Origin of the sequence: Rhodanobacter sp. DHB23 (genome assembly GCF_014842975.1) — a bacterium.
GTDB lineage: Bacteria > Pseudomonadota > Gammaproteobacteria > Xanthomonadales > Rhodanobacteraceae > Rhodanobacter_A.
Genome location: NZ_JACYXK010000028.1, coordinates 61,806 through 77,275, shown reverse-complemented (window position 1 = coordinate 77,275; position 15,470 = coordinate 61,806). Strand labels below are relative to the sequence as shown.

Below are 15,470 nucleotides of genomic sequence, written 5' to 3'. Positions count from 1 at the left end.
CAAGGTGCCCCTGCCCTGCGAATCACGCTTCACCCAACGAAGAAGAGCCTGATGCAGGTGACCGCGGCCGGATGACCGCAACGACAAGGCAGGACAACGCTACACGCTGTTGGCATCACGCAGGGCCGCCGGTGGATCGGCGTCGCCTGCCGCCGTTTCGAAGCGGTTGCGGCCGTTGCGCTTGGCGCGATACAGCGCATGGTCGGCTTCGTCCAGCATGGCCATCGGATCGATTGGCGTCTGCGTGGTCTGGCTGGCCACTCCGATGCTGATGGAAAGGCGTCCAAGGGGACAGGCCGGGTGGGCGATGTGCAAGTGCTCGATCGCGGCGATCAGGCGGCGCGCCACTTCCTGCGCCATATCTGCCGTGGTGTCGGCCAGCACGATGGTGAACTCTTCGCCGCCGTAGCGCGCCACCAGGTCGTGCGCGCGCACCACGCTGTGGCTCAAGGCATCGGCCACCCGCACCAGGCAAGCATCGCCGGCGACGTGCCCGAGGCTGTCGTTGTATTGCTTGAAGTAATCGATATCGACCATCAGCAGCGAACAGAAGCCACCGGTCCGGTGCCCCGCTTCCAGCACTTCGCGCAGGCGCGTGTCCAGCGCGGCGCGGTTGGCGATGCCGGTAAGCGGGTCGCGCCCCACCTGTTGCTCCAGCCGCCGGGTGCTCTGGTCGACGGCGCGCTGCTGGTCGATGTGCCGGCTCTGGATGAAGGCCACGCGCAAACCGTAGAACAGCACCGCCAGCGATCCCACCAGCAGGCTGAGCCCGTAATGGATGCGCGACGTGCTGATGGCGAGCATGACCACCATCGTCGCCAGCATGATCGGCGCGAACGAGGCGATGGTCTGCGAAACGCCCAGCGACGGATGATAGGTGCGCAACCAGCGCGGTGGCCTGCGCAAGGCCACCAGCACCAGCAAGGCGTGCGGGATATCGATCAGCGAGCCTGCCCACCACGGCAGGCCATGCATTTCGATGCGGTTGTAGATGCAGGCCACCGCGGCATTGACCAGCAGATACGCGCCGGCCACGTAGTAGAAGTAACGCCAGCGGAAGCTGCGTGCCCCGAACAGGCGCAGCAGTGCCATCGCCGCCAGCGAGAAATCGATGGCATCGGCCAGGTAGACCACCACGTGGATGCTGGCCGGATCGGCGGCCAGCGGCCCGCTCAACAGCGTGGTGAAGAACTGGTACACCAGCACCGCCACCATGCACAGCAGCACCAGGTCCAGCACGGCCACGGTGCGCGGCTCATGTCGCGTGAACGAGCGCGTCGACATGAACATGCACGGGACCACGTACAAGCCCGACAGCACCGTGGCGAGCGCGGCCAGGTAGCCGCCCTTGTCGCCCAGCACCGCCGCCAGCGCATTGGTGCCGTCCCACAGCATCTGCATCAGCACGGCCACCGCCAGCAGCAGCCACGGCAACCGGATCAGGGACGGGCTGCGCCGGTAGCGCGTGAACACCGCCCACACCGCCATGCCCTGCACCAGCAGCATGGCCAGTTGGGGCGGCACGGCCTCCGCATGACCGCACCAGTACGCCAGCGCCAGATGCGCCGTCAGCAGCACGATGAGCAAAGCAGCATGCAAGCTGGGGTTCTCCTCAAGGTCAACACGAGGGCAGCAATACGGCACTCATGGACAAAATGCATCACCCGACGGGATGGCCTCAACCGAAGCCTCCTGCAGGCGCGCACATGCGCATGGCGGCCTGCGTTTCCAGGCCAGCCTCATTCTGCCTTGGACCGTCAGGCGCTCCCATGCCTCAGGCAAATTACATGCCTATTCCCTGCATCGCCACGACCGGCATGGCGAGGTGTTCCGTGAAGTGCCACACCGGGGTTGTGACAGACCCTCGCGGCCGGATGGCCGAGCTCACACGCACTGGCTGCCCGGGGTGCCGCAACACGCAGTCGCCTGCTTCGGTGTTTCCCTTGTGTGCACGACTGGTGCAAGTGCGTCGGGTGACGGCACCCCGGCAACAACGGCTGCTGCGGACACCCTGGCCCGGGCCGCTCCCTTGCGCTCGCTGTAGCGGTCCACCAGGTAGTCGCTGCGGTCGCGCACCAGCAAGGTGAACTTGAACAGTTCTTCCATCACGTCGACCACGCGGTCGTAGAACGGCGAGGGCTTCATGCGCCCGTCGTCGTCGAATTCCTGCCAGGCCCTGGCCACCGACGACTGGTTCGGGATGGTCACCATGCGCATCCAGCGCCCCAGCACGCGCAACGCGTTCACCACGTTGAACGACTGCGATCCACCGCAGACCTGCATCACCGCCAGCGTGCGCCCCTGCGTCGGACGCACACTGCCCTCTTCCAGCGGTAGCCAGTCGATCTGGTTCTTGAACACGCCGGTGACGGTGCCATGCCGCTCCGGGCTGACCCAGACCTGGCCCTCGGACCACAGCGACAGGGCACGCAGCTCCTGCACCCTGGGATGGCTGGCCGGCACGCTGTCCAGGATCGGCAGGTCGTGCGGATCGAACACGCGGGTCTCTGCACCGAACCGGCGCAGGATGCGTCCCGCCTCCAGGGCAAGCTTGCGGCTGAACGATTGCGGCCGCAGCGAGCCGTACAGGATGAGGATGCGCGGCGGGTGGCCGGCACCCGTCGGCAGATCCAGCTTCGCGAGGCTGGGGGTATCGAGCAGGGTGGCATCGACGTGCGGGAGTTCTTCGGTCACGGGGCAGGTCCGGCATTGCATTGGTGAAACAATTCTATGAATATAGAAATGTCGAAACAATATGGAAGCGCAAGGCGATGCCCGCATGCACCGCCTGCGCTTCCCATCCCGCGATCCACGCACCAGCACGAGAGCCGTCATGAACCCCTGCCGCGTCCTGTTCATCTGCACGGGCAACTCCGCCCGCAGCATCCTCTCCGAAGCCACGCTCAACCACCTCGGCAAGGGCCGCTTCGAAGCATTCAGCGCCGGCAGTCAGCCCACCGGCAAAGTCAACCCACATGCGTTGGATGAACTCCAGGCCGCGGGCATTCCGATCGCCGGCTTGAGCAGCAAGTCGTGGGATCGCTTCACGGAAGAAGGTGCGCCGCCGCTCGATATCGTCATCACCGTGTGCGACAACGCCGCCAACGAGGACTGCCCGGTGCTCTTCGGCGATTTCGTCAAGAGCCACTGGGGCCTGCCCGATCCGGCCGCAGCCCACGGCCATGGCGCCCTGCTCGAAGCGTTCCGCCGTGCCCACACGCTCATCCTCTACCGGATCACCGCCCTGGTCGACCTGCCGGTGGAGACGATGGACCGCGAGCTCCTGAAGCAGGCGCTGGATCGCATCGGCGCCCTCACCGACGAAGACGAGGACGCGGCATGAACGGAACGCCCCTGCCGGCAGGCGACGCCGCTGTCGCCGTTCCTGCGGAAAACCCCATGGGCTTCTTCGAGCGCTACCTGACCGTCTGGGTGCTGCTGTGCATCGTCGCCGGCACGCTGCTCGGACACCGGCTGCCTGCCACGTTCGGCCGGCTGGGCGGCATGCAGGTGGCACAGGTCAACCTGCCTGTCGCGGTACTGATCTGGCTGATGATCATCCCCATGCTGCTGAAGATCGACTTCGGCGCGCTGGGCGGCGTGCGCCGCCAATGGAAAGGGATAGTCGTCACGCTCTTCATCAACTGGGCCGTGAAACCCTTCTCGATGGCGCTGCTGGGCTGGATCTTCATCCGCCACGTGTTTGCGCCGTGGCTGCCGGCCGACCAGTTGGATTCCTATGTCGCGGGCCTGATCCTGCTGGCGGCCGCACCCTGCACGGCGATGGTGTTCGTGTGGAGCAACCTGTGCAACGGCGAGCCCAATTTCACCTTGAGCCAGGTGGCCCTGAACGACGCGATCATGGTGGTGGCCTTCGCGCCCATCGTCGGGCTGCTGCTGGGCATTTCGGCGATCACCGTGCCGTGGAACACGCTGATCCTCTCAGTGGTGCTCTACATCGTCGTGCCAGTGATGATCAGCGTCATCCTGCGCCATGTCGTACTGGCTCATGGCGGTCCGGACGCACTCCAGCGCCTGCTGGCTCGGCTGGGACCGATCTCGCTTGGCGCATTGCTGCTGACCCTGGTGCTGCTGTTCGGCTTCCAGGGACGGCAGATCCTCGCGCAGCCGCTGGTGATCGCCATGCTGGCCGTGCCGATCCTGATCCAGGTTTACGGCAATTCGACGCTGGCCTACATCCTCAACCGCGCGTTCCGCGTCCCGCACTGCGTGGCGGCGCCTTCGGCCCTGATCGGCGCCAGCAATTTCTTCGAACTGGCGGTGGCCACGGCGGTGGGCCTGTTCGGCGTGCACTCGGGCGCGGCGCTGGCCACCGTGGTGGGCGTGCTGATCGAGGTGCCGGTGATGCTGTCCGTGGTCCGCATCGTCACCGCCAGCAAGCGCTGGTACGAAGCCCAGACCGCCTGACCGGAGAGCGCCATGCAAGGGCATTACAACGTGCTGTCGTGTGCACCGGGAACTCCTCTCGCAGCATCCTCGCCGAACCTGCGCATCGAGGCGCTCGATCACCTCGCACTCGTCAGCCGCATCGAAGGGCTGGATTCCTAGGCTCGCCCGCAGCTCGCTTGACCCGGCCAACCGTGCAACCCCGTACACTGACCGAACCCCGGAGCAACACCCGCACCATCATGCAGACCAAGCAAGCCATTTCGGTTCTTTCCGCCCTGGCCCAGGAATCCCGCCTGGCCATCTACCGCCTGCTGGTCGAGCATGTGCCGGATGGCCTGGTGGTGAGCGCCATTGCCGAACGACTGGGTGTCGCGAATACCACGCTTTCCTTCCACCTGAAGGAGCTTGTGCGCGCCGGCTTGATCACCAGCCGGCAGGAAGGGCGCTTCATTTACTACGCAGCCTCGATGGCAGCCATGGACGATCTGATCGGCTATCTCACCGAGAACTGCTGCTGCGCCACCGGGAAGACCTGCGCGCCCGCCAAGGGTGCGGCGCAAGGGACAAGGACACGCAAGCGGATCGCCGAACAGACCTGACCGCCAACGGGCCTCGAAGAGGCAGGCAAGCCCAAGGAAACTCGACCCGTATAGCTGGCGCAGCTCCCGCACTTGCAGCAGTCCAAGAAAAAGGCCGGAACCGTTGCAATTGCTAGGGTTTCCGGCCTTCTTTGGATGCCGTTGGACGGCTTGTTGGTGGAGGTGGGGGGAGTCGAACCCCCGTCCGAAGGCGCTTGACGCCCAGTACTACATGCTTAGCTCACCGTTGGATCTCGTCCCGCGACAGCACGGCGTGCGAAGCGCATCGAAGGACCAGCCTGCTTGATTTGACCCTGGCCGACAGGCGGCGGCTTCGGGCGATCCCGTGATAATGACCCTACACCGACGAGCACGAGCACAAGTGGGTTCGGGGCTAGGCCTTAAGCGGCCAGAGCGTAGTTGTCGTCGTTGGCAACTATGAGTTTGCGGCTGGATTAACGAGGAAAGCTGCCCCCTCGGCATGCACCAAGCCATCTCACTACCCCCGTCGAAGCCAGTACACCCCCGGGGAAAACGAATTGGCCAAGCAAGTATATGGGGTCGTGGCGCACGGCATCAATGCGATCGCACTGCAGGTCGTGCTGCAAAGCGCGGCAAATCGCATCCGATCGACGTGCGTGCCCTATGCACACGCCACTCGGTTGCACCCTCGCCACTGCCCGCGATCCGCCCACGCACATCATGTCCCGACTTCCTGCACCTGGCGCGGGGCCCGGATCCACGCGCATGCCGGATCCGCGTCAGCTGAACCGCAACCCGCCCCCTCACCTGCCGGCCATGGTTTTTTTACGCCCCCATTCCGAAAGCGATGGTCCCATTCAAAGTGCCAGGCTCGTCCCGGCGATCCTCCTGTCCGCGACCGCCAGACCGTGGGCCTGCCTGCCGGTGCGACCGGCCCATCACCAAGGAGTGCATCATGAGCAAACGCCTGCTTCCCCTGTTGATCGGACTGTCGATCGGCGGTGCCGTCTTCGCGCAGACCCAGCCACCGCCGATGACCACGTCGTCCACGACCCGGACCACGACCATCACGAGCACCTGGTCGACGCAGCCGCCGAATGACGCGATGAGCGAAAACGGGATCAGGGCCGCGATCGCGAATGCCGGCTACAAGCAAGTGAAGGGACTGGAGTTCAAGGATGGCGTGTGGCGCGGCAAGGCCCGCGGTGGCAACAAGAAGTGGGTGAAGCTTGCCGTCGGCCCGGTCTCCGGCAGGGTGTATCCATCCGATGCGCCATCCAGGCTGGACGAGGACGAAGTCAGCGCCAAACTGACCGCAGCAGGTTTCCAGAACGTCAAGGACGTGAAATTCGACCATGGCCTGTGGCGCGCGAAGGCGAAGTCCGCCGCAGGCCACGGCGTCGATCTGCTGGCCGACCCGGACGACGGCAGCGTGGTCGCCCAGTCTCGCGGCTGACCCGCTTTTCCGGATATTCCGCGCGCGTACGGTGCCAGCCCCGCGACTGGCCACGCGGCCCCCACGCACAGAAAAAGCCCCGCGATGCGGGGCTTTTTCACGAAAGCGGCTTCGTATCCTTGCGGGAAACGCGGCTGGATCGCCAGGTGGCAGCGAGGCCAGGATGGACGCTTACATTTCCACGCAGTCGAAGCGCCGGTCCGTTGCCACGTCGGCGTCGTAGTCCACATCGCTGCGATCGAAGCCGAACAGCTTCAGGAACTCGTGCTTGTAGCCGTCGTAGTCGGTGACCTGGCGCAGGCTTTCGGTGGTGACGGTGGGCCACAGCGCCTTGCAGGCATCCTGCACGTCGTCGCGCAGCTCCCAGTCGTCCAAGCGCACGCGGCCTTCGTCGTCGGTGGGCACGGCGGCCCCGTCGGCACGATAGAGGCGATCGTGGAACAGGCGGTTGATCTGCTCGATGCAACCTTCGTGGATGCCCTTGTCCTTCATCACGCGGAAGGCGATGGAGACATAGAGCGGAATCACCGGGATCGCGGCGCTGGCCTGGGTGACCACCGACTTCATCACGCCCACGCGGGCGTCCAGCCCGGCATGGCTGCCGCGCAGCGCCTTGGCGGTGTTGTCGAGGTGCTGCTTGGCCTGGCCCAGCGTGCCGTGCCAGTACATCGGCCAGGTGATCTCGGTGCCGATGTAGCTGTAGGCGATGGTCTTGGCATTCGCTGCCAGCACGCCGGCCTTGCCCAGCGCGTCGATCCACAGCGCCCAGTCCTCGCCGCCCATCACGGTGACGGTGTCCTTGACCTCCTGCTCGGTGGCCGGCTCCACGCTGGCCTGGATCACCGTGTCCTTGTTGGTGTCCACGGAGCTCGCGGTGAAGGTCTCACCGATGGTCTTGAGCGCGGAGCGCACCACCTCGCCGCTGTCCGGCAGCTTGCGCACGGGCGAGGCCAGCGAGTAGACGACGAGGTCGACCTGCCCGCCCATCTCGTTCCGGATGATCTCGATGGCGCGCTCACGGGTCTCGTTGGCGAAGGCGTCGCCGTTGATCGACTTCGCATACAGGCCGGCGTCCTTGGCGAACTTGTCGAACGCAGCGGCGTTGTACCAGCCGGCGGTGCCGGGCTTGTCCTCGCTGCTGGGCTTCTCGAAGAACACGCCCAGCGTGGCGGCGCCGTAGCCGAACGCAGCGGTGATGCGCGAAGCGAGGCCGTAGCCGGTGGAGGCGCCGATCACCAGCACGCGCTTCGGACCCTTGCCGTCGTCGTGGATGGCGGCCCTGGTGGTGGCGATCTGCTCGGCCACGTTGAGCTCGCAACCGACCGGGTGGGCCGTGACACAGATGAAGCCGCGCACTTTGGGTTTGATGATCACTGGGACTCGCTCCGCAAGGGAATTGCAAAGCGGCATCTTAGCGAAGGTGCGGGCACATTCGCTGCGGTAGGGAGCCATCCATCCCCGCCGATTCACTGCGCTCCCGGGACTTGCGCCCCCATAACCAGCAGGGACTAAGGCTGCATCGCCCGCACCAGGGCGCGCACCTGCTCGACATCACTGCGCAGCTCGCCGCCCTGCATGTCGGTGAGCAACGGCGGTCGATGGCGCATGCGCGAGGGCAGTTGCCGCTTGGCCGAGGCATGGATTTCGCGCGCACCGGTGGCCGCGGCAAGCGCGGCGATGTTGCGGTCGGTGACGCCTGCCCCGGGCATGATGCCGATGCGGCCGCGGGCTTGCGCGATCAGTTCGCGTATCAACGGCGCGCCATCCATCGCGCTGGCCTGCCCGCCCGAAGTGAGCAGGCGCTCGCAGCCCAGCGCGATCACGTCGTCCAGCGCGCGACGCGGATCGCGCGCGAGGTCGAACGCGCGATGGAAGGTGACGCCGATGCGGCCCGCCGCAGCGACCAGGCCGTAGCAACGCCCCATGTCCACGTCGCCGTCGGCGTCGAGCGCGCCCAGCACCACGCCATCGCAGCCCAGCGCCACGCAGGTCTCGATGTCGCGGCGCATGGCCTCGCATTCGTCGTCGTCGTAGAGGAAGTCGCCGGCGCGCGGGCGGATCAGCACGTAGAGCGGAATGCGCAGCCGTTCGCGCGCCATCGCGATGGTGGCGTGCGAAGGCGTGAGGCCGCCGAGTTCCAGCGCGGCGCACAGTTCCACCCGCCCTGCCCCGCCCTCCTGTGCGGCCAGCGCGGAGGCCACCGAGTTGGCGGCGACTTCGAGGATCATGAGTAGCTCGTGGTGTAGACGCTGGCCGAGGGCAGCAACGCATCCTGCTGCTTCGCGTCGCACACGGCGTAGGTGAAGCCGTGCTGGATCGCGTAGGCGCCCACTTCGCCCTCCCTGTTCATGGCGAGGAAGCCGACCTGCAGTGTCTTGGTGGCCTCCGGGCGGCGCTTGATGATGCGCATCACCGCCTCCTTGCAGGCCTCGGTGGGCGTGCGGCCCTGGCGCATCAGTTCCACCACCAGGAAACTGCCGGCGTTGCGGATCACTTCCTCGCCCACGCCGGTGGAGGTGGCGCCGCCGACATCGCCGTCCACGTACAGGCCGGCGCCGATGATCGGGCTGTCGCCGACGCGCCCGCGCATCTTCCACGCCATGCCGCTGGTGGTGCAGGCGCCAGCCAGCTTGCCGTGCGCGTCCAGCGCGAGCATGCCGATGGTGTCGTGGTTGTCCTTGCCGCCGGGGAGGCCGAGGCTGGTCTTGCCGTAGTCGCGCACTTCGCTGTTGACCGATGGCTCGTAGTGCGCCGTCTTCAGCCATTCATGCCAGGCCTTTTCGGATTCTGGCGTGAGCAGGTGCTCCTTCTTGAAGCCCTGCTCCAGCGCGAACTGCAGCGCGCCGTCGCCGACCAGCAGCACGTGCGGCGTGCGCTCCATCACGCGCCGCGCCACCGAGATCGGGTGGGCGATGTGTTCGATCGCGGCAACCGCGCCGCAGTTGCCCTCGGCGTCCATGATGCTGGCGTCGAGGCTGACGTGGCCGTCGCGGTCCGGGTAGCCGGCGCGGCCCACGCTGTGGTTCTTGAGATCCGCCTCCGGCACGCGCACGCCGGTCTCGACCGCGTCCAGCGCATGGCCGCCCTGGCCCAGGACGGTCCACGCCGCCTTGTTCGCCGCCACGCCGAAATCCCAGGTGGATACCACGCGCACGATGCCCGGCTTGCCCGTGGTGCCGGCCATGCCCGTGGCTCCAGTCGCGGCAAGCGGTTTGCTCATCGCCAGCGCGGACGCGCCCAGCAACGAGGTCTTGAGGAATTGTCGCCGGTCAGTCATGTCTGCACCTGTATGGGGGCGATCGTCCGTGATCGCGGAGGTCGAATGGGCAGCCATCCATGGCTGCACTTCAAGGTCATTGCGATCGTCCATGATCGCGAAGATCAAACGGGCAGCCATCCATGGCTGCACTCTTCAAGGTCATTGCGATCGTCCATGATCGCGAAGATCAAACGGGCAGCCATCCATGGCTGCACTCTTCAAGGTATTGCTATCGCCCCTGGCCGGGAAGATCAAACGGACGTCCATCCATGGCTGCACGCTGCAGCTTTTGCGGCCGGCCCGGGGGCAAGGATCGCATGGGTTCCTCCCCTGCCGCCCATCCCGGACCAAGGCGACGCTTCCTAAAGCAAAAAGCCCCGCGCCTGGGCGCGGGGCTCGACTTCATTGCATGGCCGACGCAAGGCCGGCCCATGGAGATCAACCCGCGATTTCGACGCCCGAAGCCTGGGCGCCCTTCGGGCCCTGGGTGACTTCGAACTTCACGCGCTGGCCTTCCTGCAGGCTGCGGAAGCCCTTGGAATTGATCGCCGAGAAATGGACGAACACGTCCTCCCCACCGTCCTCGGGCGCGATGAAACCGAAGCCCTTGGCGTCGTTGAACCACTTGACCGTACCGAAACGCATTGCTGGAACCTCTGGAAGCATGGACAGGGCGCACCCGGTCGAGCTCGAACCATCCCCCTGGCTCACCGTCCTGGTGCCCGCGAAGTATCCGCATGATCCGGGGCAAAGCGCAATATGCGCGGACCGATTCGCGGCATGTCCGCACACTCCGCGCAAGATGCCGCGCAACGCCTTGATGCACGATCAGGCGCGCAGCATCGCCTCCAGCAGGCGCGGCACTTCGGCGGTGGCCGCGGCGAGGTGGGCGAAGATCTCCTCGATGCTGATCTCGGCCTCATCGCCGCAGCCGGCGGCGAAATTCGCCACCAGGGCGAGGCAGGCGTATTCCAGCGAGAGTTCGCGTGCCAGCGAGGCTTCGGGCATGCCGGTCATGCCGACCAGGTCGCAGCCGTCGCGGCGCATGCGCGCGATCTCGGCGCGGGTCTCCAGCCGTGGCCCCTGCGTGGCGCCATAGCAGCCGCCGTCGATCACCGCGATGCCCGCCTTGCGCGCGGCCTGCAGCAAGCGATGGCGCAGCGGGGCGGTGTACGGCTCGCTGAAGTCGATGTGGTTCACCTCGGCGCCTTCGATGTCGCAGAAGCTGGTGTAGCGGCCATGGGTGTAGTCGATCAACTGGTCGGGCACCACGATGGCGCGCGGCCCCATGTCGGCACGGATGCCGCCCACGGCGTTGACGCCGATCACCGCACGCGCGCCGAGCCGATGCAGCGCCCACAGGTTGGCGCGGTAGTTCACCCGGTGCGGCGGCAGGCTGTGGCTCTCGCCGTGGCGCGCAAGGAAGGCCACGCGCCTGCCCGCGAAATCGCCCAGCACAATCTCGCCCGAGGCCGCGCCGAACGGCGTCTCCACCGCATGCCGACTGGCGTTTTCGAGGCCGGGAAACTTGTACAGGCCGCTGCCGCCGATAACGGCCAGGTCGATCGGGTGGTTGCTCATGCGAAGGTTCCAAGGAAGTTGTGGAGATGACGTGCCAGCAATTCGCGGGTGCGCTCGTCCGTCAGCCGGCCATCGGCGATCTTGGTGTGCGCCTGGAACACCAGCACCTCGCCCTGCGGCTCGACCACCGCCCCGGCGCGGCGCAGCACCAGCCGCAACTGGTCCTGAGCGCGCACCGTGCCGGTGATGCCCGGGCTGGCGCCGACGATGCAGGCGCGCTTGCCGGCCAGCGGCGCGGTTTCCCTGGCGGTGCCCGGCCGCGAGATCCAGTCGATGGCGTTCTTCAGCACGCCGGTGATGCCGCCGTTGTATTCGGGGCAGGCCAGCAGCAGGGCATCGGCCTGCGCCACCGCATCCTTCAGCGCGGCGACCGGCGCGGGATCGCCCTGCTCCTCCACGTCCTGGTCGAACAGCGGCAGGCCGTGCAGGTCGTGGATGGCGAGGGTCGCGCCCGCCGGCAACAGTTCCTGCGCGGCGTGCAGCAGCACGGTGTTGAAGGAGGCCCGGCGCAGGCTGCCGGAGATGCCCAGAATGTTCATTCGTGATCTCCTGAAGGCGCAGCTCAGCGCAACGCGTAGATGGCCGGCAGGTTGCGGCCCTGCTCGTGGTAGTCCATGCCGTAGCCGAACACGTAGCGGTCCGGCAGGACCACGCCGTTGAAATCGGAGGCGATGCCGTCGACCAGGCGGTCGTGTTCCTTGCAGCACAGGCTGGCGATCAGCACGCGCCTCGCGCCGCGGTGCAGGCAATCGTCGCGCACGGCCTTCAGCGTGTGGCCCTCGTCCAGGATGTCGTCCACCAGCAGCACGGTGCGGCCCGCGAGATCCGCCGCCGGCGCGCGCAGCCAGTGCAGATCGCTGCCGCTGGTCGCGCCGCGGTAGCGGGTGGCGTGCACGTAGTCGAATTCCAGGTCGGTGCGTATCGCCAGCGCGAGCTGGCCGGCGAACATCAGCGCGCCGTTCATCACGGTGAGGAACACCGCGCGTTCCCCGTCCAGCGCGGCATCGATGCGCCGGCCCAGGTCGGCGATCACGCTTTCCAGCTCGGCGCGTTCGAACAGCACGTCGGCATTCGCCAGCGCGTCTTTCAGGGAAGGAAGCTTGTCGTTCATGCGTTGGCCTGCGTGGCGTCCAGCGCCGTGATGCGCGCGACGAAGCGGTCGCGCTGGGGGTTGTCGGTAAGGCTGTCCCAACTGGCGCCGATGGCGCCGCGCAGCGCGGCCAGCCGCCCGGGATGCGAAGGTGCGCGCCGCGCAACGGCGGCGATGGCCTCGTCCACCACGTCGGGGAAGCAGGCCAGCACCAGGTCGCAACCGGCGTCCAGGTGGCCGTGCACGCGCTCGGCCACGCCGCCGGCCGCGCCCGCGGCGGCCATGCTGATGTCGTCGCTGATCGCGGCGCCCTGGAAACCCAGTTCCCCGCGCAGTATCTGCCTGATCCACACGGACGAGTAACCGGCGGGTTCGACAGCGACGGCAGGGTAGATCACGTGCGCCATCATCACCCCTTCCACCCGCGCGGCGATGCATTCGGCGAAGGGGCGCAGGTCGTCGCGACGGATCGTCTCCAGCGGCCGCACGTCGATGGCCGCGGCCTTGTGCGTGTCCACCGCGATCGAGCCGTGGCCGGGGAAATGCTTGAGCACCGATGCCATGCCGGCCAGGTGCATGCCGCGGACATAGGCCGCGGCCAGTTCGGCGGTGGCGGCGGGATCGGCATGGAACGCGCGCGGGCCGATCGCCGCGTTGCCGCGCGCCAGGTCCGCCACCGGCGCAAAACTGAAGTCCACGCCGCAGGCGCGCAGCTCGCTGGCCATCACCCAGGCGTGTTCCTCGGCGAGGCGCACCGCCTCGGTGGCGTCGCGGTCGTACACCTCGCCGATGCGCGCCAGCGCCGGCAGGCGGGTGAAGCCCGCGCGGAAGCGCTGCACCGGGCCGCCCTCCTGGTCCACCGCGATCAGCAGGTGTTCGCCGCCGATTTCGCGGATGGACTCGCATAGCGCCATCAACTGCGTGCGGTCAGCGTAGTTGCGCGCGAACAGGATCACGCCCGCCACGCCGGGGGCGGCAAGCCAGGCGCGTTCGCGCTCGGCGACTTCGAGTCCGGCCAGGCCGATCAGCAGCATCAGGTGTTCACTCCATCGTTGGCGTCGCGTTCGGCCTGCGTCCAGCCGGCATACGGATGCGCGATCAGGTTGACGTTGTAGTAGCGCGCCAGCGCGCTCACCTCGCGGCCCAGCCATGGCGGCCGCGGGAACGGCGCGTCCGCCCGCGGCAGTTCCACCTCGGCCACCACGAGGCCGGCATTGTCGCCCAGGAACTCGTCGATCTCGAACAGCGTGCCTGCGACCGTGACATGGTGGCGCCGCTTGCTGAGCACGCCGTCGCAGAGCGTGGCGAGCAGCGCATCGGCATCGTCCGGCGGAATCGCATAGTCGTATTCCGCACGCTCGATGCCCAGCCGCGCGGCCTTGATGTTGAGCCACGCCTCGCCCCCCGCGCGACGCACGCGCACCGACGCCCGCGCATGCCCGGCCGCGAGTGCGGGCGCACCGACCAGATAGCCCTGCGCGATGTGTTCGCCGTGCTCGACCTGCGCGCGCCAACTGTCGTCGCGCAGGAGGAACTTGCGTTCGATCTCGATGCCCATGGGTCAGCTTTTCATGCCGTGCGGAGCCCACCTGATAAAGCGTGGTTTTGTTGAAGAGTGCGGCCATGGATGGCCGCCCGTTTGACTTTCGCATCCCATGGACGGATGCACCAGTTACTCCATGGATGGCCGCCCGTTTGATCTTCGCGGTCAGGAAGACCGCTCAAACAAAGCAATGGATTCCACGTGAGCCGTGTGCGGAAACATGTCCATCACGCCCGCCGCGCTCAGCCTGAATCCGTGCTGGTTGACCAGGATGCCGGCATCGCGCGCCAGCGAGGCGGGGTGGCAGGAGACGTAGACGATGCGATTCGTGGCCTGGTGCGGCAGGTAGGCCAGCACCTGGTCGGCACCGGCGCGCGGCGGATCGAGCAGCAGCTTGTCCCAGGGCTGGCGCGCCCACTCGGTGCCGCGCTGGTCCTCGAACAGGTTGGCGACGTGGAAGCGCGCGTTGGCGATGCCGTTGCGCGCGGCGTTGTCGCCGGCGCGCGCCACCAACCCGTGCTCACCTTCCACGCCCGCCACCTCGGCCACGCGGCGCGCGATCGGCAGGGTGAAGTTGCCCAGCCCGCAGAACAGGTCGAGCACGCGGTCGCCGGCCTGCGGATCCAGCAATTCCATCGCGCGCGCCATCATGCGCTGGTTCATCCCCGCGTTGACCTGCACGAAATCCAGCGGCTGGAACTCCAGTTCCACGTCCTCCGCGCCGCCGCCCGGCGACAGCTTGAACGCCAGCCGCGGCGCCTCCGGCCACAACGGATGCACGCTGCTCAAGCCGCCCGGCTGCAGGTAGATCGCGAAGCCGTGCTGCTGGCCGAACGCGACCAGCGCCGCGCGGTCGCCTTCGCTCAGCGGTTGCAGATGGCGGAACACCAGCGCCACGGTGTCGTCGCCGGCGGCGAACTCGATCTGCGCGATGCCGGCGGCGGCGTCCAGCGAACCGACCAGTTCGCCGATCAGCCCGATCTTCGTGCCCAGCGCGGGATGCACCACGTCGCAGTGGAGGATGTCGGCCACGTAGCGCGGGTTGGCTTCCTCGCGGAAACCCACCAGCACGCGGCCCTTCTTCGCCACCGCGCGCACCGAGAGGCGCCCCTTGCGACGGTAGCCCCACGGCTCGTCCACCAGCGGCGGCAGCCAGCTGGCCGGCTCCACCTTGCCGATGCGCGCGAAGTTGTCGGCCAGCACGCGCTGCTTGGCGGCGATCTGCGCGGCCGCGTCCAGATGCTGCAGCGAGCAGCCGCCGCACACGCCGAAATGCGCGCACTTCGGTTCGACGCGTTGCGGCGAGGCCGCGAGGACCTCGACCACCTCGGCCTCGTCGAAATGGCGATGGCGCTTGCGGATGCGCAGCCGCACCCGTTCGCCTTCGAGCGCACCGGCGACGAACACGGCCTTGCCGTCGATGCGGGCCACGCCGCGCCCGTCGTGGGCAAGGTCGGTGACGTCGGCTTCAAGCTCCGCGGCGGGCGCGCGGGAACGGGAGTTGGATCGGGACATGTCTGCGGGGCTTCAACACGGCAGGAGCAGACCGGACATTATCGCCGATTCGGCGG

Annotated in this window: 18 protein-coding genes and 1 other RNA gene; 6 read left to right on the top strand and 13 right to left on the bottom strand. The window is 67.3% G+C overall.

The window, feature by feature from the left end; genetic code table 11:
• Positions 1–99: 99 nt before the first annotated feature.
• Positions 100–1,599, bottom strand: coding sequence for a GGDEF domain-containing protein (locus IHE47_RS12200; protein ID WP_192106171.1), 1,500 nt, complete (start codon positions 1,597–1,599; stop codon positions 100–102).
• A 285-nt stretch (positions 1,600–1,884) separates the two neighbouring features.
• Positions 1,885–2,715: an arsenical resistance protein ArsH gene (gene arsH, locus IHE47_RS12195; RefSeq protein WP_225561846.1), complete on the bottom strand. Its 831-nt coding sequence runs from the start codon at positions 2,713–2,715 to the stop codon at positions 1,885–1,887.
• Positions 2,716–2,833: 118 nt separating this feature from the next.
• On the opposite strand from arsH, the gene IHE47_RS12190 reads away from it, so the two are divergent.
• The 4 genes from IHE47_RS12190 to IHE47_RS12180 all read left to right on the top strand — a co-directional run bounded on the left by IHE47_RS12190 (position 2,834) and on the right by IHE47_RS12180 (position 5,009).
• Positions 2,834–3,343 carry an arsenate reductase ArsC gene (locus IHE47_RS12190; RefSeq protein ID WP_192106169.1) on the top strand — a complete coding sequence of 170 codons (510 nt, stop codon included), beginning with the start codon at positions 2,834–2,836 and terminating at the stop codon, positions 3,341–3,343.
• Between the two features lie 56 nt (positions 3,344–3,399).
• Positions 3,400–4,428: an ACR3 family arsenite efflux transporter gene (gene arsB, locus IHE47_RS12185; protein WP_192107156.1), complete on the top strand. Its 1,029-nt coding sequence runs from the start codon at positions 3,400–3,402 to the stop codon at positions 4,426–4,428.
• A 12-nt stretch (positions 4,429–4,440) separates the two neighbouring features.
• Positions 4,441–4,569: a hypothetical protein gene (locus IHE47_RS17875; protein ID WP_255523495.1), complete on the top strand. Its 129-nt coding sequence runs from the start codon at positions 4,441–4,443 to the stop codon at positions 4,567–4,569.
• An 80-nt stretch (positions 4,570–4,649) separates the two neighbouring features.
• Entirely contained in the window at positions 4,650–5,009 is a 360-nt protein-coding gene (locus IHE47_RS12180) for a metalloregulator ArsR/SmtB family transcription factor (RefSeq protein ID WP_192106167.1), read from the top strand.
• A gap of 154 nt (positions 5,010–5,163) precedes the next feature.
• On the opposite strand, the gene ssrA is transcribed toward IHE47_RS12180, so the two are convergent.
• Positions 5,164–5,515, bottom strand: a transfer-messenger RNA (tmRNA) gene (gene ssrA, locus IHE47_RS12175).
• Between the two features lie 410 nt (positions 5,516–5,925).
• On the opposite strand from ssrA, the gene IHE47_RS12170 reads away from it, so the two are divergent.
• Positions 5,926–6,426 (top strand): PepSY domain-containing protein, encoded by a 501-nt coding sequence (locus IHE47_RS12170; protein WP_192106165.1) that lies wholly within the window; start codon positions 5,926–5,928, stop codon positions 6,424–6,426.
• Positions 6,427–6,597: 171 nt separating this feature from the next.
• Here IHE47_RS12170 and fabV read toward each other — a convergent pair whose 3' ends face one another.
• The 3 genes from fabV to IHE47_RS12155 all read right to left on the bottom strand — a co-directional run bounded on the left by fabV (position 6,598) and on the right by IHE47_RS12155 (position 9,703).
• The gene (fabV, locus tag IHE47_RS12165) at positions 6,598–7,800 is read right to left on the bottom strand and encodes an enoyl-ACP reductase FabV (protein WP_192106163.1); all 1,203 of its coding nucleotides are present in this window, start codon (positions 7,798–7,800) and stop codon (positions 6,598–6,600) included.
• A gap of 134 nt (positions 7,801–7,934) precedes the next feature.
• Positions 7,935–8,654, bottom strand: coding sequence for a copper homeostasis protein CutC (locus tag IHE47_RS12160; protein WP_192106161.1), 720 nt, complete (start codon positions 8,652–8,654; stop codon positions 7,935–7,937).
• Entirely contained in the window at positions 8,651–9,703 is a 1,053-nt protein-coding gene (locus IHE47_RS12155; RefSeq protein WP_192106160.1) for a N(4)-(beta-N-acetylglucosaminyl)-L-asparaginase, read from the bottom strand. The genes IHE47_RS12160 and IHE47_RS12155 overlap by 4 nt, the downstream gene beginning before the upstream one ends.
• A 45-nt stretch (positions 9,704–9,748) precedes the next feature.
• Between IHE47_RS12155 and IHE47_RS12150 the strand changes: the two genes are divergently transcribed.
• Complete coding sequence (locus IHE47_RS12150; RefSeq protein WP_192106158.1) at positions 9,749–10,051, top strand: hypothetical protein; 303 nt, start codon at positions 9,749–9,751, stop codon at positions 10,049–10,051.
• Between the two features lie 72 nt (positions 10,052–10,123).
• Here the strand turns inward: IHE47_RS12150 and IHE47_RS12145 are convergent, their stop codons facing one another.
• From IHE47_RS12145 to rlmD, 7 genes are all read right to left on the bottom strand, one after another.
• Entirely contained in the window at positions 10,124–10,330 is a 207-nt protein-coding gene (locus tag IHE47_RS12145; protein WP_049620931.1) for a cold-shock protein, read from the bottom strand.
• Positions 10,331–10,513: 183 nt separating this feature from the next.
• Positions 10,514–11,266, bottom strand: a complete 753-nt coding sequence (locus IHE47_RS12140; protein ID WP_192106157.1) for an S-methyl-5'-thioinosine phosphorylase — start codon at positions 11,264–11,266, stop codon at positions 10,514–10,516.
• The gene (locus tag IHE47_RS12135) at positions 11,263–11,805 is read right to left on the bottom strand and encodes an NADPH-dependent FMN reductase (protein ID WP_192106156.1); all 543 of its coding nucleotides are present in this window, start codon (positions 11,803–11,805) and stop codon (positions 11,263–11,265) included. Before IHE47_RS12135 ends, IHE47_RS12140 begins: the two co-directional genes overlap by 4 nt.
• A gap of 23 nt (positions 11,806–11,828) precedes the next feature.
• A complete protein-coding gene (locus IHE47_RS12130; protein ID WP_192106155.1) occupies positions 11,829–12,377 on the bottom strand; it encodes a hypoxanthine-guanine phosphoribosyltransferase in 549 nt (182 codons plus the stop codon).
• Positions 12,374–13,390, bottom strand: a complete 1,017-nt coding sequence (gene nagZ / locus IHE47_RS12125; RefSeq protein ID WP_192106154.1) for a beta-N-acetylhexosaminidase — start codon at positions 13,388–13,390, stop codon at positions 12,374–12,376. The genes IHE47_RS12130 and nagZ overlap by 4 nt, the downstream gene beginning before the upstream one ends.
• The gene (locus tag IHE47_RS12120; RefSeq protein ID WP_192106153.1) at positions 13,390–13,914 is read right to left on the bottom strand and encodes a CYTH domain-containing protein; all 525 of its coding nucleotides are present in this window, start codon (positions 13,912–13,914) and stop codon (positions 13,390–13,392) included. The genes nagZ and IHE47_RS12120 overlap by 1 nt, the downstream gene beginning before the upstream one ends.
• Before the next feature lie 150 nt (positions 13,915–14,064).
• Positions 14,065–15,414: a 23S rRNA (uracil(1939)-C(5))-methyltransferase RlmD gene (rlmD, locus tag IHE47_RS12115; protein WP_192106152.1), complete on the bottom strand. Its 1,350-nt coding sequence runs from the start codon at positions 15,412–15,414 to the stop codon at positions 14,065–14,067.
• Positions 15,415–15,470: the final 56 nt, after the last annotated feature.

Coding starts and splice junctions, on each gene's coding strand:
- IHE47_RS12120 (WP_192106153.1), bottom strand. CDS start 13,914: ATGGGCATCGAGATCGAACGCAAGTTCCTCCTGCGCGACGACAGTTGG.
- arsB (WP_192107156.1), top strand. CDS start 3,400: ATGGGCTTCTTCGAGCGCTACCTGACCGTCTGGGTGCTGCTGTGCATC.
- IHE47_RS12135 (WP_192106156.1), bottom strand. CDS start 11,805: ATGAACATTCTGGGCATCTCCGGCAGCCTGCGCCGGGCCTCCTTCAAC.
- IHE47_RS12130 (WP_192106155.1), bottom strand. CDS start 12,377: ATGAACGACAAGCTTCCTTCCCTGAAAGACGCGCTGGCGAATGCCGAC.
- IHE47_RS12180 (WP_192106167.1), top strand. CDS start 4,650: ATGCAGACCAAGCAAGCCATTTCGGTTCTTTCCGCCCTGGCCCAGGAA.
- IHE47_RS12145 (WP_049620931.1), bottom strand. CDS start 10,330: ATGCGTTTCGGTACGGTCAAGTGGTTCAACGACGCCAAGGGCTTCGGT.
- IHE47_RS12160 (WP_192106161.1), bottom strand. CDS start 8,654: ATGATCCTCGAAGTCGCCGCCAACTCGGTGGCCTCCGCGCTGGCCGCA.
- IHE47_RS12190 (WP_192106169.1), top strand. CDS start 2,834: ATGAACCCCTGCCGCGTCCTGTTCATCTGCACGGGCAACTCCGCCCGC.
- rlmD (WP_192106152.1), bottom strand. CDS start 15,414: ATGTCCCGATCCAACTCCCGTTCCCGCGCGCCCGCCGCGGAGCTTGAA.
- IHE47_RS12155 (WP_192106160.1), bottom strand. CDS start 9,703: ATGACTGACCGGCGACAATTCCTCAAGACCTCGTTGCTGGGCGCGTCC.
- nagZ (WP_192106154.1), bottom strand. CDS start 13,390: ATGCTGCTGATCGGCCTGGCCGGACTCGAAGTCGCCGAGCGCGAACGC.
- IHE47_RS12140 (WP_192106157.1), bottom strand. CDS start 11,266: ATGAGCAACCACCCGATCGACCTGGCCGTTATCGGCGGCAGCGGCCTG.
- IHE47_RS12170 (WP_192106165.1), top strand. CDS start 5,926: ATGAGCAAACGCCTGCTTCCCCTGTTGATCGGACTGTCGATCGGCGGT.
- IHE47_RS17875 (WP_255523495.1), top strand. CDS start 4,441: ATGCAAGGGCATTACAACGTGCTGTCGTGTGCACCGGGAACTCCTCTC.
- IHE47_RS12150 (WP_192106158.1), top strand. CDS start 9,749: ATGGGCAGCCATCCATGGCTGCACTTCAAGGTCATTGCGATCGTCCAT.
- arsH (WP_225561846.1), bottom strand. CDS start 2,715: ATGCAATGCCGGACCTGCCCCGTGACCGAAGAACTCCCGCACGTCGAT.